Genomic DNA, 16,597 nt, shown 5'->3' on the forward strand with positions numbered 1-16,597 from the left:
CCCTACGCAAGTATATCCTTGAAATCATTGATCGTGTGCTCTTTCGCGATCACAATGACACTGTCACCGGCTTCCAGATGATCGTCACCATTCGGAATGATAATTTTTCTGTGGCGTCCGATACATGCAATCAGGTTATTCGGCTTAGTAGGCAGATCTTTTAACGGAATATTGGTAAAATCACATTCTTTTTTAATGATGTATTCCTGTGCTACAATCTTACCATTCAGCAGGCGATACATCGTCTCAATATTGGCACTGCTGTAAGAATTCATTCTTGCCTTAACGTAAGCAAGGATCGCATCTGCTGTCGCGCTCTTGGCAGAAACCGTACTCTCAATTCCAAGGCTCTCTACCATCTGTGCTCTTGTATCTGCATTGACTTTCGCGACAATCTTCTTGATCCCTCTTGTCTTTGCAAAAAGTGCCATCATAATATTCTCTTCATCCATGCCGGTCAGAGCAACAATGGCATTGGCATTCTCAAGACCCTCTTCAATCAAAAGCTCCTGATCCGTCGCATCTCCATGAATAATCGTTGCCTTCGGAAGTAATTCACACAATTCCTCACATCTTGCCTGATTCTGCTCGATGATCTTCACCTGCATGCCAGCCTGCTGCAACTGAACTGCAAGATAAAAACATACATGACCGCCGCCACAGATTATAACCTTCTTCACTTTCTCTTCCTTATGTCCAAGTGCACGGAAGAACGATTTCAGATTCTGATGTGATGCGACCACATGCATACGGTCTCCCTTTTCAATTACAAAATTACCATCCGGAATATAGACCTGCTCACCACGCTTGATGGCGCATACAAGAATCTGGAATTCATATTTCTTGTTGATCTCTGCCAGTGATAATCCCACGATCGGGCTTATCTCAGAAATCGGGAACTCTACCAGTTCCACTCTTCCTTTCATGAATGATTCGACTTTATTCGCCTCTGGGAAAAGCAACATTCTTGATATCTCATTAGCTGCTGCCAGCTCTGGATTGACCGCCATACTAAGATGCAGGTCTTCCTTCAACAATTCCATCTGGCGATAATAAAGAGGATTTCTCACCCTTGCAATGGTATGCTTGGCACCAAGTCGCTTTGCCAGAAGACAACTGATCATATTCATCTCATCTGTAGATGTACATGCAATCACAATGTCTGCATGCGGCACATCCGCCTGTTTTAAAACTTCTGCATCCGCACCATTTCCATTAATACAGAAAATGTCCAGATTGTTCAAAGCTGCTTTCAGCTTCCCGGCATTTTGGTCAATCAGGGTAATGTCATAATCTTCTTCTGACAACTGTGTTGTCAGCTTATGACCTACCTTTCCATCGCCGATAATCACTATTTTCATTTCTTATCCCTCGTTATATTCTTCTTTATATTTTCACTGAATGCCTGAAAATTACTATTTTTCAAGTCGAACGTATATAGGCATAGAGATTATAGCACTTTTAATCACAGAAAAAAAGCCCTAAACGGGCTTTTCTCCTGTTAAAACTTTAATTAACTTTTTCTTATCTTTCTATTCTTCAGCGGCCCTTTTTGCGATCTCTGTTTCTTGTACTTCTGAAGGTGCCTGTTCATAACGTGCAAATGTATATTCATAAGTTCCTCGTCCACCTGTCATAGAGCGTAATGTCGTGCAGTATCCGAATAATCCTGTCATCGGGACATCTGCTTCTACGATCTGATTTCCTGCGCCAACCGGCGTCATACCAAGCACACGGCCACGTCTCTTGTTAAGATCTCCCATTACATCTCCGGTGTACTCATCCGGAACTGTTACTTTCACAGATACGATTGGCTCAAGAAGTACTGGAGATGCCTCCATAAATCCTTTCTTAAATGCCTGGATCGTAGCAGTCTTAAATGCCATCTCAGAAGAGTCTACCGGGTGGTAAGATCCATCGTAAAGTGTAGCTTTGACACCAACAACCGGGTATCCTGCAAGAGGACCTTTCACTACAGATTCCTGAAGTCCTTTTTCTACTGCCGGGAAATAATTCTTCGGAACTGCTCCTCCTACAACTTCTTCATCAAATTCATAAGGTATTTCCAGGTCTCCTGACGGAGCAAAGCGCATCTTCACATGTCCGTACTGTCCATGTCCACCGGATTGTTTTTTATATTTGCTGTCTACATCAGACTGTTTGCGGATTGTCTCACGGAATGCAACCTTCGGAGTCTCCAGTGTTACTTCGCATTTGTAACGGTCTAATAACTTGCTGACTGCAATCTCCAGATGCTGATCTCCAATACCATAAAGAAGTGCCTGACGATTCTCGCTGTCATTGACTACCTTAAGTGTTACATCTTCTGCCATCATTTTCTGAAGTGCCTGAGATACTTTATCTTCATCGCCTTTATTCTTTGTTACATATTTCATATATGTATAAGGTTTTGAATATTCTGTCTTACCATAAAGAACCGGTGTTGTCTTTGTGGACAATGTATCCCCTGTTCTTGTTGCGGTCAGTTTTGCGATGGCACCGATATCTCCTGCAAACAGCTCACTGACTTCCACAGGTTTGTTACCGAACATCGTGTAAATCTTACCAAGCTTCTCATCTGTATCTGTATCTGCATTATAAAGTGTATCGTCACCTTTTAATACACCGGAGCAAACTTTTATAAATGAATATTTTCCAATAAACGGATCAACCATTGTCTTAAATACATAAGCTGATTTGGCTCTTGCGAAATCATAATTTGCTTCATAAATCTCATTCGTCTTGCGATTGATACCTGCACATTCTCTCCAGTCCGGACTTGGGAAGAATCTTACAATATCGGACAGAAGATTGGCGACGCCCTGTGCCTGGATATTAGATCCCATAGCCACTGGGACAATACTTCCTTCCACAACCTCTGTTCTCATGGCAGAACGGATTTCTTCTACCGAGAACTCGTCTCCTGCAAAATAGCGCTCCATATATTCGTCACTAATCTCTGCGACTGCTTCCAGAAGCTTCTCACGGTACATCTCCAGGTTCGGTTTACAGTAATCTGGAATCTCACATTCCTCTCTCTGTCCAAGACCTGTATAACGGCGTCCTGCATTCTTGATGACATTGACATATCCGACCAGTTTCTCATTCTCACGGATTGGCTGGAAATGTGGTGCAATGACTTTACCAAACTTATCTGTCAGATCCTGAACGACCTGTCTGAAGCTGGCATCATCCACATCCATCTCTGTTACATATACCATTCTTGGAAGATTGTACTTGTCACAAAGCGCCCAGGCTTTTTCTGTTCCGACCTCTACACCTGCTTTACCGGATACGACAATAACTGCCGCATCTGCTGCACTGACTGCCTCTTCCACTTCTCCTACAAAATCAAAATATCCCGGAGTATCTAACACATTGATCTTTGCCTTTTCCCATTCGATTGGTGTCAGGGTAGTGCTAAGAGAAAATCCACGTTTCTGTTCTTCCTTATCAAAATCACTGATCGTATTCTTGTCCGCTACTTTTCCCATACGATTCGTTGCGCCTGATACATACGCCATGGCCTCAACAAGACTTGTCTTACCACTGCCCCCGTGCCCTAACAGGACAACATTTCTGATCTCGTCCGTTCTGTAAACTTTCATATTGGTTGCCTCCTTATATTATGTAGTAATTCTCAAGAATTCTTTATAATAATTCTTCCTGATATCCCATGTGTATATTGTACTAAACAAATCGAATTATTACAACTATTTTGTGCAAATATTATATGAAATGTTGATTAATTTTCTAACTTTTGCGATGTACAAACATTTTTGCCTTAAAATTCAGTTTTTGCTTTGTTGCTTTAAAGTAACAAAGCATTGACAAATCATAAGTAAGCAAGTTACAATAATTGACAGACATATTTTTTGTCTTATGAAACACCAGGAGGTTTTACTATGAAAGAAAAGGTCGGCTTTATCGGTCTCGGACTCATCGGTGGTTCTCTTGCAAAAGCAATTCGAACCTACTTTCCGGATTACGAAATCGTAGCCTTTGATAAAAATAAAGAAGCTCTGGCACTCGCTACCCAGGAATCCGTCATTGATGTTGCGGCAACTACTATTGATGATAATTTTCGCAACTGTTCCTACATATTTTTATGCGCGCCGGTTGCTTTTAATGTAGCATATCTGAAGCAGTTGACAGAATATCTGAACGACGCTTGTATTCTGACCGATGTAGGCAGTGTAAAAACGAATATCCATGAGGAAGTTATTAAGCTTGGCATTGAGAAATATTTCATCGGAGGACACCCGATGGCTGGCTCTGAAAAAAGCGGTTATGCCAATTCCAAAGCAATGATTCTGGAAAATGCTTATTTTGTTCTGACTCCTTCAAAAGAAGTATCTCAGAAAAAAATAGATAAATATGAGCAGCTTGTCTCTACGATCCATGCACTTCCAATTATTCTGGACTACAAAGAACATGACTATATTACAGGCACTATCAGTCATCTGCCGCATATCATTGCTGCAACGCTGGTCAATTACGTAAAGGACAGCGATACAAAAAGCGAGTTGATGAAACGTCTGGCTGCCGGAGGATTTAAAGATATCACACGTATTGCCTCCTCCTCACCGACCATGTGGCAACACATTTGTCTAAAGAATAAAGACAACATTTCACAGATTCTTGCTTCTTATATTAAATATCTGGAAGAAGTAAAGAGCATGATTGATTCCGGAGATGGGCAGGCAATCTATGACTGGTTTGATTCCTCCAGAATATACCGGAATTCACTTCCGGGAGCATCGTCTGGTCCGATTAAAAAGGCATTTGAAGTATACTGTGATATTATTGATGAAGCTGGTGGAATCGCAGCCATTGCAACAATCCTCGCTTCGAATGGTCTCAGTATCAAGAATATAGGAATTGTGCACAACAGAGAATTTGAAGAAGGGGTTCTGCGTATAGAATTCTACGACGAGTCTTCCTCTAAGAAGGCCGCAGAGTTACTGCAGAAATTCAGGTATATTGTATATGAGCGATAGAATTATCTGCCCATGCAAAGGATTGCATGGCGAAATTATGATTCCGGGAGACAAGTCCATCTCCCACCGTTCCATTATGTTAGGTGCACTTGCACTTGGCACAACAGAAATCACTAACTTTTTAGAAGGTGCTGATTGCCTGTCTACTATCGGCTGTTTCCAGTCTATGGGGATTCAAATTGACCGTACTCCAGAGAAAATCATTGTTCACGGAAAAGGCATGCACGGTCTGGCCGCACCAAAAGATATTTTAAATGTAGGGAACAGTGGCACAACAACTCGCCTGATGTCTGGTATTTTGTCTGCCCAGGACTTTACAAGCGTGATGTCCGGTGATGCATCTTTGAACTCCCGGCCAATGGGTCGTGTTATTACACCTCTCACTCAGATGGGAGCACATATCACAAGTGTAAACGGTAATCTGTGTGCTCCGTTAAAAATAGAGCCAGGCACGCTGCATGGAATCGATTACACTTCACCGGTAGCTTCCGCACAGGTCAAATCTGCCATACTCCTTGCAGGACTTTATGCAGATGGCGAGACTTCTGTTACAGAACCGGCTTTGTCCAGAAATCACACAGAACTGATGCTGAAAAGCTTTGGTGCTGATGTCACTTCCACAGTCAACCCTGACGGTACTGCCACAGCACATGTAAAACCATGTCAGGAACTATACGGTCAGTCTATCTGCGTACCGGGAGACATCTCCTCCGCTGCTTACTTTATTGCAGCCGGACTTTTAACTTTGGATTCTGAGCTGCTTGTAAAAAATGTAGGAATTAACAAAACCCGCGCAGGCTTTTTGGAAGTGTGCAGAAATATGGGCGCTGACATTACTCTGGTCAACGAATCACTTGAGGGAGGTGAACCTCGCGCGGATATTCTTGTCCGTACAAGTAAACTGCATGGCACAACGATAGAAGGTGCATTGATTCCGACGCTCATTGACGAAATTCCAATGATTGCCGTCATGGCAGCCTGCGCCGAAGGTACCACTATCATCAAAGATGCAGCCGAATTAAAAGTGAAAGAAACAAATCGAATCGACACGACAACAGAGGCTTTAAGATCCATGGACGCTGACATAACCCCGACTGACGATGGAATGATCATTCAAGGTGGACGTGCTCTTCACGGTGCAAAGATCAACAGTTATCTGGATCACCGGATTGCCATGGCCTTTGCAATTGCAGCACTTAGTGCCGATGGAGATACCATCATACACGACAGCCAGTGCGTTGATGTATCTTACCCTGAATTTTTCGAGATTCTGGACGGATGCCGATAAAAGCGGCATCGTAAAACGCAATTTGACACGTAGTGCTTTTGCATTTCACTACGTGTCAAATTAATTCATCTGATCTACAGACCCATTAAATGCTGTTTTAATATCCTGGTCTTATCTCTGGCAATTGGCAGGATCTGATCTTCATATCCCCGCATGCGCAAACTGAAGCTGTTACTTCCCCATGGGAATACTTCCCGCACTTTATCGAGATTTATTATAATACTTTTGTGAATCCTGAAAAACTGTTCCGGATCCAGCTTCTTTTCATATTCTCCGATAGATTTGTTTTCGCAGTATTCCCCTTCTGTTGTGTAAATCTTGCAGCCTCGGTTATATGTCTCAATGTAAATAATATCTTCCACATTTTCAATAATAGTTCTTCCGTCACTGTTGATTGCCAGGCGGCGGATGGGTGCCTGTTTTCCCTGGCTTTGTGAATCTGCATGCTGCACATTTTCTTCTTTCCCGCCAACTTCACACCTATCCAACACTTTTTGAATTCGCTTCTGGTCAAAGGGCTTCATTACATAATCCTCTACCCCCAATTCAAATGCCTCAACTGCATATTCGGAATAAGCTGTCACAAATATGATTTTTGCCTGTGGCTGCATATTGTGAATTGCATTTACAAGTACGGTGCCTGATATATCTCCCAGGTTAATATCGAGAAAGAACAGTTCATACTTTCCGTCTCCTGCAAGCTGTAATGCTGCTGCACCGCTGTCTCCTTCTACTATTTCTGCCTCTTTCAGTAATTCCTGAATCTGATGCCTCAGTTCACTTCTTGCTGGTCTTTCGTCATCTACGATTGCTATTCTCATGCTTCCTTCACCCCTTTATAAAAGTATAACTTCACAGTACTTCCCTTAGGCGTACTCTGAATCTGAAGTCCACGTTCCTCTCCATATACACTCTTCATACGCTTATGTACATTCTGAAGCCCGATGCTGCTTCCTACCGGTTCATCTTTTGCTATTTTTTCCAGTACTTCTTCTGGAAATCCTTTCCCATGATCTGAAATTTCTACCCGGTATGCATCTGCTTCCTCAGTAATTCCAATATAGACATAACGGCATCCGGTCCAGTCAATTCCATATCGCACTGCATTTTCTACAAGCGGCTGTAAGATCAACGTTGGAACCAGAATTTCCATTTTCTCTGGCACATCATAAGTCACCTGGAGCTTCTCCTCAAATCTTGCCTTCTCAATCTGAAGGTAATCTTTGACATGTTCCAATTCTTCTCTTAGCGGAACCATATATGCATCATAATTTAGATTATAACGAAAATAATCTGCCAGTGTAAGCAGAAGTTCCCTCGCTTCCTCCGGATTTTCCCTGCATACCCACGATATTGTATTCAATGCATTAAATAAAAAATGTGGATTCACCTGAAACTGCAATGCCTTAAATTCGGCTTGTGCAAGCAAATTCTTCTGCTGTTCCAGTTCTAATACCGCAAGCTGTGAAGATCCAAGCGTCATCAAATGCTGTAACAACTCTATTTCACTTTTTCTGTCCATCCACTGGCGTTTCATCCATACCGTCAGACTTCCGACCGGCTGATTCTTCACCTGAAATGGCACCGAACTGATCGAGTAATCCTGCGCTGTATGGATCCATTTTTTCTCTCCGGTCTGCGCTTCGTATTTGACAAGTTTTCCTTCTTCCATTGCCTGTCTGCAGATTTCCGGAATTGGATCTCCATACTTTGCCTGATAGAAAATTGCCTGTTCATCTTTCGCTCTGCACTGCCACTGTATAACCTTTTCCCGATCTGTAAACAAAATGCCGGACCACTGTGTCTCCTTCAAGATGATATCGGATAGTTTCTTCATATTTTCTGCTTTATTCAACCCGCCATCTTGCAAAAGCGGAAGACATTTTTGGGAAAGTACAGACATCTTCTGAATCTGCCTGGAGCTTTCCAGATCCTGAAAAATAAATACCCCGTTAAAATTGGAAATAAATACAATCATCCCGATCGCATTCATAATAATCATTGGAAGTGCAGCATCTACAATTGTATCTACTGCTACTTCCAGTGATACTGTCATGCGAAGCAGAGATGCCATGTCACAGATTTCCGCAAAACATGCTAACAGGAACAGATCCGTATATTTCCACTTGCCTCTTTGAAAATAAGGATAGAATCCTGCTCCCAAAAGTCCGAACAAAATTGTAGCAAATGCAGACCCTCTTGCAAATACTCTCGGTGTCGAGAAGATAAGTACATATATTGCTCCAATGGCCGAAGAATATAATCCCACTAACGGTCCTCCAAGAAGTCCTGCAGACATTGCTCCAATGACTCTTGTATTCAAACTGTAAGATGTAATCTTCACTCCGATGCAGGTCGATAAAATAATCAGGCCTGCGAAAATCATTGATAATATCAGATCTCCTTTCAACCCTCTTTTTTCCTGCAGAATCAATTTTTGCACTGTCTGGATTCTGGATAAAAGATTCGCTATGATCGCAAGCAATGCGATATTTACAATCAATGCATATACGATATCTTTGATTGACACGTATCCTTCCTCCTGTCTGTCCTTTACAATACTTTTCACAATTCAAGAATGCCTCGGCATTCTTGCTGCGAGGTGCGCGTCATGCAATTGCATGACATACTTCTACTGCGCACCTCTGCAATCCTGCCGGAGGCTATATCAGCTAGGGGATTGACTCCCAGCTGATTATATCATGAAACTTTAGAAACAAAAACCCCCGGCATATCGAAGTATGCCGGAGGTCTTTGTTATTTATGAATGATGTTTTTAGCGAAACGGCTAATTATATGACTGCGTCTTAGTAAGTAACAGTCTTCTTTTCATTGTATACGTCGCGGTCAAGCTCACCAAGCTTGCTTGCTACAAGCAGACCGATCAAAACGTCTACATCTACGTTCATTAATGTACGGAACATTCCTGCGAACCAATCAATACCGATCAATACTGCAATACTTTCAAGCGGCAGACCAAGTGATGTTGCAAGGAATGTATATACGATAACAGATCCTCCTGGTACTGAAATTGTACCAAGGCACATCAGGCAGGAAAGAAGAATTGCCATTCCCATCTGATATGGCGTCATCTGAATTCCCGTAGACTGAGCCATGAAGAAGATTGCTGCTACATAACACTGAGCTGCACCGCAACTGTTCATGGACATCGTAATCGGTCCTGTGAAATCAGCGACTTTACGGCTGATACCGAATTTTGTAACTTCATCTTCCATCTTAGTTGGAAGGCAGATAGCTCCGGAAGTTGTTGTAACTGCCATCATAGACATTTTAGCAAACTTCTTAGGCATCTTGAAAAGATTTACTTTTGTTACTGCTGCTGTAAATGGTCCAAATAACAGGAACTGGATAGCATCACCAATCAAAAGTACAAGTAAGAACTTGAGCATCGGAATGATTACCTTAAATCCTGTAGTTCCGGCAACATTAGCTAACAGACAGAAGATACCGATCGGGGCAACGTTCATAACAATTTTGATGATGTTTGTAATAACACCGTTAATTCCCTGTACCCACTCGATAACATTACGGTTACCACTCTCTTTTGCGTAAGCGCCCATAGCTACTCCAAAGAAAAGAGAGAATACGATACATGGAACCATGGATCCTTCAGCCATGGAATTAATGATGTTTGTTGGAACAAATCCAAGGATCGTATCCTGAATAGATCCCGTCTCAACAGATGAATTTGCTACATCTGCTGCACTTGCGATCTCAACTCCGATGCCTGGCTGTAACAACATAGACAATGCTACACCTAAACCAGCAGAAATAACTGTGAAGATAATGATCCATTTGAATGTATGAAATCCCATCTTACCAACATCTTGTCCATCGCCGCCACCAACTGCAGAAGCAACAGCAGACATAACAAGCAGTACTACTGACATCTGAATCAGTCTGATAAAGATATCTCCGATAAACTTCAGGTTAGAAGCCCACTCGCCGACCAGTGATCCGAACACGATACCACCTGCAGTAGCGATCAGTATCTGAGTTGTCAGAGATATTGAAAAACGCTTTTTATTTTCCATTTGTGAAACCCACTTTCTCATTCTTAGATTATCCGGTGCTTCTTAAATTTCATCTGCACTGAATATACCTTTTTCTCTGTTAATTATTAAAATGTGACTTTATTCAATGGGACGGCCGTGCCATATGTTTGACTATATTCTACATTTTTCACAGAGCAAGTCAATAGATTCTGTTTCAAGTGTGGTTTATTATGCTTAAACGGTTGTTTTTTTGTTTTATCAGTAGCAAATTTTAATAGTTAAATTTCCCGTCATTTTTTTCTTCTAAGGCTTTGATCATATGATAAGTATATTCACAATATGGAACAGGAATTTCATACTCTTTTCCCATACGCATCATCTCACCTGCGAAAATATCAATCTCTGTGTGTCTTCCTGCATCCAGATCCTGCAAAGTTGAGAACCTCGCCTCTTTCACGGTTCCGTGAAAGAGAAGTAAACGTTCCGGAAGCCGCACACCTTTTTTTGCTGCCACCTGAACCACTTCCTGCCATAGTCCAGTTGCAACAGCCCGCACGTGTTCGCTATCTTTATATGCGCCAAAACCTACGCCAAGAATTGCCTGTGGAAGATTCTGGGAAACGTTACTTACATATTTCAGCCACAGATCTGTCATAATATCCGACACAAAATTGGCTCTCACTGAAGTTCCTTCAAAAAGATCTAACACTGCCTGTACACGTTCTGTCGGCTCCGTATGATCCTTCTCTCCAAAGAATACCCCGGCAATCCGGTCAAAATGGAGTTCCATATGATTGCCGTCACGGACAGCATCAATCCTCATCAGAGAATATAACATATGCTCCATACCAATTTCATTTCCAATAATCTCCTCGCTGGTCACGCCATTTAAAAGACTTAAGACAATCGTATTCTCACCCACAAGTGCGCAGATATCATCCATAATCTCAGGAAGTGCAGTCTGCTTCGTCGCAACCAATACCAGATCTACTTTTCCCGCTTCCTGCGCTGTTTTCAGATTCAGTGGACATCTCGCACCGTTAATATAGATTCCTTCTTTTTCCAGACGTTCTTTCCGCTTTCCAGAAGCAATTACACAAAAGCGGTCTCCTAACTTAGCTGGAAGCCCATACGCAAAATATGAGCCTACCGCACCAACACCAATCAAAGCCGCTGATTTAATTTCCATATCACACACTCCTTGCACACTATACTAATTTTATACTTTCTTCCAATACTACTTAAAAATCTATTTTAAACTTTGCAACAAATCCTAATTCAGAATTTAGTTCTACAAAATAGATACTTTTTCACTTCACCTTTACAATTTGTAAAATACCTTTAAATGGCTCATTGAAATGTTCAGAGCGCGGAATGCAGATGTTGGCCGGGAGACTTTCGGTGCAATTATGACAGTATTTTACAAACTGTACAGCAATGCATTGCAGATACATGCTGCAATATTACTTCCACCTTTTCTTCCCCGCGCTACGATATAAGGTGTATCCGACAATTCCAAAATCAATTCTTTTGACTGAATGACATTAACAAATCCTACCGGCACTCCGATTACCAGCTCTGGTCGGATTTTTCCGGCACGTATCAGCTCATACAGATGAATGAGTGCTGTCGGCGCATTTCCAATTGCAAAAATTAATTTTTCGTCTAATTCACAAGCTTTTTCCATGCTTGCTACCGCACGAGTTGTACCGTCGCGCTTTGCCTTTTCTGCCACATCTTCATCAGACATAAAGCAGTACACCTGTCCCCCGTACTGAGCCAGTCTTTTTTTATTAATTCCGGAACGTCCCATCTGGGTATCTGTTACAATGGATGCTCCATTACGGATTGCTTCTTTTGCACGTGCAATTGCATTTTCCGAAAATACAAGGTTCTGCGCATAATCAAAATCTGCACTAGTATGGATACAGCGCTTGATAACCGGTGCTTTTTCCGGATTCAATACAATCCCACTCTGTGTAAGTTCTTCGGTTATAATCTCAAAACTCCTCTTCTCAATCTCAGAAGGAAGTACATTTTCTAATTCAATCGCCATTACTTTTCCTCCACATGTTCCTTCATAATCTCATAAATCCGCTCCATGTCCAGATGTGAACGAATACCATCAGCAAGTTTATCATATTGTTCTTCCTTAAATGACTTCAGATCCATACCGGATGCTTTTTCCAGTGTAATCCCTTTTTTCCTTGCCAGTGCTTTAACAATTACATCGGTAACACCTTCCATATCAAAAATGCCATGGATATAAGTACCATATACATTTCCATCTGAGATACCATCCTCACTGATCTTACCGCTGACTGTATCCTGAATCCGGCTCATATGCTCCTTGGAAATAACTTCTTCCACGTATGTTGTCTCACCCATATGAATTTCATATCCTTCAAATGCTGCATTAGAAAGCTCCGAAAAGATTCCTTCTACATGTGCAAATGTTCCATTTACTCTTGTCCGTGTTTTCTGTCCGGTAAATACAGTCTCCGAAGGCAGCAGTCCCATGCCCTGCATCGTTCCGCCGTCCTCAACCTGATCCGGGTCACATAAAACTTCTCCCAGCATCTGGTATCCACCACAGATTCCCCAAACCGGAGTTCCGCTCGCTGATGCTTTTAAAATACATGCTTCCAAGCCACTTTCACGGATCCATTTTAAATCGCCCATTGTATTTTTAGTTCCCGGAAGAATAATCATATCCGGGGTTCCGAATTCAGGCACATTTTTCACATAGCGAAGGGATACTTCCGGAATATTTTCCAATGCCATAAAATCCGTAAAATTAGAAATTCTTGGCGTACGTATGACTGCGATATCCAATAATCCGCCACTTTTCTTTGAAGTGAAACGCTCTGTCAGACTGTCCTCATCTTCAATCTCCACATGAAGATACGGCGTTACTCCTATAACCGGAACATTCCCTTTTTCCTCCAGCATCTCAATTCCGGGATCCAGAATCGTCTTATCCCCGCGAAATTTATTGATGATCAGCCCTTTTACACGTTCTTTTTCATCCTCCTCTAATAAAAGCAATGTGCCAAGAAGCTGTGCAAATACTCCTCCCCGGTCAATATCTCCGACAAGGAGAACCGGAGCATCTACCATCTTTGCAAGCCCCATATTGACAATATCATTTTCTTTCAAATTAATCTCCGCCGGACTTCCCGCACCTTCAATTACAATGATGTCATAATTTTCTTCAAGTTTATGAAAAGCCTTCATCACATCTGGAATCAATTCTTTTTTGTATTTAAAATAATCACGGGCACTCATATTTCCCAAAACTTCACCATTTACAATTACCTGAGATCCAACATCGTTGGTCGGCTTAAGTAAGATTGGATTCATGGATACTTCCGGCTCGATTCCTGCCGCTTCTGCCTGTACAACCTGGGCGCGTCCCATTTCCAGACCTTTGTCTGTGATAAATGAATTCAATGCCATATTCTGCGATTTAAACGGTGCAACTTTGTAGCCATCCTGCTTAAATATCCTACATAGTCCCGCACAGAGAAGACTCTTTCCTGCATTGGACATTGTTCCCTGTATCATAATCTTCCAAGCCATGTGATCAACCTCTCATTTTCTTCTTTTGTCCGCACTGCGATTCGGTAAAAACCTTCTGACAACCCTTCATAATTCTGACAATCGCGGATCAGAAATCCTGCTTCCAGTGCCTCTTTTTCAAGTCCTGGTCTTCCTTTGAAAAACAGATAATTGGCTTTTGATGCAAATACCACATATCCCATCATCTTCATGATATTTCTCATATACTCCCGCTGACCAGATACATATTCTCTTGTCTGTCTGATATATTCTTTTGGCTTTTCAAGTGCTGCCACTCCCGCCATCTGTGCCGGAACGGACACATTCCACTGTTGAAGCTTCCAGGACATTTCTTCCAGAATATCCTGATTACTGCTGATTGCATAACCAAGACGCAGTCCCGGCATACTGAATATTTTTGTAAATGCTTTGATGATTAGTAAGTTTGGATATTCTCCCCTTAGATCTGACATCTCATATCTGTTTGGTTCATCCAGGAATTCTAAGAAACACTCATCCAATATGACAACTATATTCTGCTTTTTACAACGATCCAGAATCTTAATCAACCTATCCCGGTCAATGGTCTGTCCGGTTGGATTATTCGGATTACACAAAAATATCATATCTATTTCTTCCGAAAGCTTATCCACATAATCTTCCCGAATCTGAAAGTTATCTTCCTCACACAGATAATAATATTCTACTTCTGCACCAACACTTCTTAGAGCTTCTTCGTATTCTGAAAATGAAGGCGCTATCACCAGCGCTTTTTGTGGCCAAACTGCCTGCACTGCCGCGAAAAAAAGCTCTGCCGCACCATTTCCACAGAGGATTTCTTCCATATTCACTTGTTCAAATCTGCTGATTGCTTCTCTGAGGGCTTCGCATCTTACGTCCGGATAATGCTCAATCTTTGCTACGCTCTCCTGTACCGCACATTTCACCGATTCCGGTGTTCCTAACGGATTCGTATTGACCGAAAAATCAATCACGTCCGGGTGACGGTAAACATCTCCGCCATGGAGTTTCCTTGGTTTCTTTTGCACTTGATTCTCTCCTTGATTCTCAATTCATTCTTGCCTTATTATGCGGCTACAATTACATTGACAATTCCATGCATTGTGCCTGTTCTTTTATACTTGTACAGTAAAATACCACAAACATACCAGCACTTTCACAACTTCAAATACCACTAATGCAAGTACTGCTGTCATATACAGTAATGTGTGAGATCTGCGGATATCCTCCGGTTCAATCTCCCGGATCGCATCTCCGATCGCAGGCTTCTTGCAAAGCTTTCCAAAATACCAGGCGTCTCCGGCAAGCTGCACATCTAATGCTCCTGCCATAACGGATTCTGTCTGTGCAGAGTTGGGACTTTTATGATTATATCGATCCCTCAGGAATACTTTCTTTGCATTTTTCCAGTCCATGTGCGTAATTGCAGATGCCAGGATCATAAGGCAGGCAGATAATCTTGCCGGGATATAATTCACTACGTCATCAAATTTTGCTGCTGCCGAGCCAAAATACTGATATTTTTCATTCTTATATCCTACCATGGAATCCATGGTATTCACTGCTTTATAACCAAATCCAAGCAAAGCTCCGCCGATTACCATATAAAAAAGAGGTGCAATAACACCATCTGACGTATTTTCTGCAACAGTTTCTACCGCAGCCTTTGTCACTCCTTCGATCGTCAGATTCTGTGTATCCCGTCCCACGATCATGGAAACTGCTTTTCTTGCCCTCGCAATATCTCCTGTCTGAATTTCCTGATAGACACGGTCACTCTCCACCTTCAGTGACTTTGTTGCAAGGATCTGATAACACATAAAGCTTTCCACTGCCAGTCCAAGATAAAAGGAAATGTGGTATGCAAGATACAGAATTCCTCCTGGAACTGCCATACTGACTGCCACCACGATTACGACTAATAATCCTCCGCCGATCCGCTCCCCCGTTTTTCCACTAGGGAATAAGCTTCTTATAATTCTTTCCACCCCTGAGATCAAATGACCGATCATTCTCACCGGATGATACAGCCACACCGGATCTCCAAACATCAGATCCAGCACAAATCCCGCCATCACCGGAAGAAACATCTGCAATAATAAGTTCATATCCTTCTCCGTTCTTCACTTGATAATCATAATAACTGCCGTCCGGCTGACCATTCTCATCTCTGGCATATCGATCCATGATACTCATGATCGTTCCACCATGCGCCACAACTGCGACGCTCTTAATCTGATCATGTCTGCACTCCTTTATGACCTTTTCAAAACCGCGCACACATCTTTTTCTGAATTCTTCCGGATCCTCTCCTCCCGGAAATGTCATGGTTCCCCCACTGTCAATCCATGCCTGATATTCTGGGCAATCCGACAATTCTTTATAATTCTTATTTTCAAATATACCAAAATCACATTCCCTGAGTTCTTCTACTTCATAAAAGTTTTCTTTGAAAATCAATTTTGCTGTTTCCATGCAGCGCTTCATGGGACTTACATATACCCTCTGAACTTCCGGATATATATTTTTCTGAATATAACTTTCCAGTAATACAATTCCCTCTGGGCAAAGTGATTCATCCGTCCGTCCAATATATCGTTTTTTCAAATTGCCTGCCGTCATAGAATGACGAATTAAATATAGTTGTATCATTCCATTTATTTCCTCATATAAATCTGCTTCCATTTATCATAATTGGGGCTTTTGCTCCT

13 protein-coding genes are annotated in these 16,597 nt (G+C 42.0%); 2 read left to right on the top strand and 11 right to left on the bottom strand.

Annotation, left to right across the window (positions count from 1 at the left end; translation table 11 throughout):
- Positions 1-2: 2 nt before the first annotated feature.
- Together trkA and C7E02_RS04950 are read right to left on the bottom strand one after the other, a co-directional pair.
- Positions 3-1,361, bottom strand: a complete 1,359-nt coding sequence (trkA, locus tag C7E02_RS04945; RefSeq protein ID WP_105308947.1) for a Trk system potassium transporter TrkA — start codon at positions 1,359-1,361, stop codon at positions 3-5.
- A 171-nt stretch (positions 1,362-1,532) separates the two neighbouring features.
- Positions 1,533-3,608, bottom strand: a complete 2,076-nt coding sequence (locus C7E02_RS04950) for an elongation factor G (RefSeq protein WP_105308948.1) — start codon at positions 3,606-3,608, stop codon at positions 1,533-1,535.
- Between the two features lie 297 nt (positions 3,609-3,905).
- Here C7E02_RS04950 and C7E02_RS04955 point away from each other — a divergent pair, with 297 nt between their 5' ends.
- Together C7E02_RS04955 and aroA are read left to right on the top strand one after the other, a co-directional pair.
- Positions 3,906-5,000 carry a prephenate dehydrogenase gene (locus C7E02_RS04955; RefSeq protein ID WP_022279849.1) on the top strand — a complete coding sequence of 365 codons (1,095 nt, stop codon included), beginning with the start codon at positions 3,906-3,908 and terminating at the stop codon, positions 4,998-5,000.
- Positions 4,990-6,288 (top strand): 3-phosphoshikimate 1-carboxyvinyltransferase, encoded by a 1,299-nt coding sequence (gene aroA, locus C7E02_RS04960; RefSeq protein ID WP_105308949.1) that lies wholly within the window; start codon positions 4,990-4,992, stop codon positions 6,286-6,288. Before C7E02_RS04955 ends, aroA begins: the two co-directional genes overlap by 11 nt.
- Before the next feature lie 74 nt (positions 6,289-6,362).
- Here the strand turns inward: aroA and C7E02_RS04965 are convergent, their stop codons facing one another.
- The 9 genes from C7E02_RS04965 to C7E02_RS05005 all read right to left on the bottom strand — a co-directional run bounded on the left by C7E02_RS04965 (position 6,363) and on the right by C7E02_RS05005 (position 16,538).
- Positions 6,363-7,109, bottom strand: coding sequence for a LytR/AlgR family response regulator transcription factor (locus tag C7E02_RS04965; protein ID WP_105308950.1), 747 nt, complete (start codon positions 7,107-7,109; stop codon positions 6,363-6,365).
- Positions 7,106-8,818 carry a histidine kinase gene (locus C7E02_RS04970; RefSeq protein WP_242978746.1) on the bottom strand — a complete coding sequence of 571 codons (1,713 nt, stop codon included), beginning with the start codon at positions 8,816-8,818 and terminating at the stop codon, positions 7,106-7,108. Before C7E02_RS04970 ends, C7E02_RS04965 begins: the two co-directional genes overlap by 4 nt.
- 277 nt (positions 8,819-9,095) lie before the next feature.
- Positions 9,096-10,343: a dicarboxylate/amino acid:cation symporter gene (locus C7E02_RS04975; protein ID WP_029731356.1), complete on the bottom strand. Its 1,248-nt coding sequence runs from the start codon at positions 10,341-10,343 to the stop codon at positions 9,096-9,098.
- 232 nt (positions 10,344-10,575) lie between these two features.
- Complete coding sequence (locus C7E02_RS04980) at positions 10,576-11,493, bottom strand: ketopantoate reductase family protein (protein ID WP_022279853.1); 918 nt, start codon at positions 11,491-11,493, stop codon at positions 10,576-10,578.
- 231 nt (positions 11,494-11,724) lie between these two features.
- Positions 11,725-12,360 (bottom strand): precorrin-8X methylmutase, encoded by a 636-nt coding sequence (locus C7E02_RS04985; RefSeq protein ID WP_105308952.1) that lies wholly within the window; start codon positions 12,358-12,360, stop codon positions 11,725-11,727.
- Positions 12,360-13,886 (bottom strand): cobyric acid synthase, encoded by a 1,527-nt coding sequence (locus C7E02_RS04990; protein ID WP_105308953.1) that lies wholly within the window; start codon positions 13,884-13,886, stop codon positions 12,360-12,362. The genes C7E02_RS04985 and C7E02_RS04990 overlap by 1 nt, the downstream gene beginning before the upstream one ends.
- Positions 13,868-14,914, bottom strand: a complete 1,047-nt coding sequence (locus tag C7E02_RS04995; RefSeq protein ID WP_105308954.1) for a pyridoxal phosphate-dependent aminotransferase — start codon at positions 14,912-14,914, stop codon at positions 13,868-13,870. Before C7E02_RS04995 ends, C7E02_RS04990 begins: the two co-directional genes overlap by 19 nt.
- A gap of 87 nt (positions 14,915-15,001) precedes the next feature.
- Positions 15,002-15,937, bottom strand: coding sequence for an adenosylcobinamide-phosphate synthase CbiB (gene cbiB, locus C7E02_RS05000; RefSeq protein ID WP_242978757.1), 936 nt, complete (start codon positions 15,935-15,937; stop codon positions 15,002-15,004).
- Positions 15,843-16,538, bottom strand: a complete 696-nt coding sequence (locus C7E02_RS05005; protein WP_227143053.1) for a histidine phosphatase family protein — start codon at positions 16,536-16,538, stop codon at positions 15,843-15,845. Before C7E02_RS05005 ends, cbiB begins: the two co-directional genes overlap by 95 nt.
- Positions 16,539-16,597: the final 59 nt, after the last annotated feature.

Origin of the sequence: Dorea sp. Marseille-P4042 (assembly GCF_900290215.1) — a bacterium.
Taxonomy (GTDB): domain Bacteria; phylum Bacillota; class Clostridia; order Lachnospirales; family Lachnospiraceae; genus Dorea; species Dorea formicigenerans.

What these genes read in the sequence shown, in the direction of transcription:
- trkA (WP_105308947.1), bottom strand. Translation starts at nt 1,361, where the DNA reads ATGAAAATAGTGATTATCGGCGATGGAAAGGTAGGTCATAAGCTGACA.
- C7E02_RS04950 (WP_105308948.1), bottom strand. Translation starts at nt 3,608, where the DNA reads ATGAAAGTTTACAGAACGGACGAGATCAGAAATGTTGTCCTGTTAGGG.
- C7E02_RS04955 (WP_022279849.1), top strand. Translation starts at nt 3,906, where the DNA reads ATGAAAGAAAAGGTCGGCTTTATCGGTCTCGGACTCATCGGTGGTTCT.
- aroA (WP_105308949.1), top strand. Translation starts at nt 4,990, where the DNA reads ATGAGCGATAGAATTATCTGCCCATGCAAAGGATTGCATGGCGAAATT.
- C7E02_RS04965 (WP_105308950.1), bottom strand. Translation starts at nt 7,109, where the DNA reads ATGAGAATAGCAATCGTAGATGACGAAAGACCAGCAAGAAGTGAACTG.
- C7E02_RS04975 (WP_029731356.1), bottom strand. Translation starts at nt 10,343, where the DNA reads ATGGAAAATAAAAAGCGTTTTTCAATATCTCTGACAACTCAGATACTG.
- C7E02_RS04980 (WP_022279853.1), bottom strand. Translation starts at nt 11,493, where the DNA reads ATGGAAATTAAATCAGCGGCTTTGATTGGTGTTGGTGCGGTAGGCTCA.
- C7E02_RS04985 (WP_105308952.1), bottom strand. Translation starts at nt 12,360, where the DNA reads ATGGCGATTGAATTAGAAAATGTACTTCCTTCTGAGATTGAGAAGAGG.
- C7E02_RS04990 (WP_105308953.1), bottom strand. Translation starts at nt 13,886, where the DNA reads ATGGCTTGGAAGATTATGATACAGGGAACAATGTCCAATGCAGGAAAG.
- cbiB (WP_242978757.1), bottom strand. Translation starts at nt 15,937, where the DNA reads ATGTTTGGAGATCCGGTGTGGCTGTATCATCCGGTGAGAATGATCGGT.
- C7E02_RS05005 (WP_227143053.1), bottom strand. Translation starts at nt 16,538, where the DNA reads ATGATACAACTATATTTAATTCGTCATTCTATGACGGCAGGCAATTTG.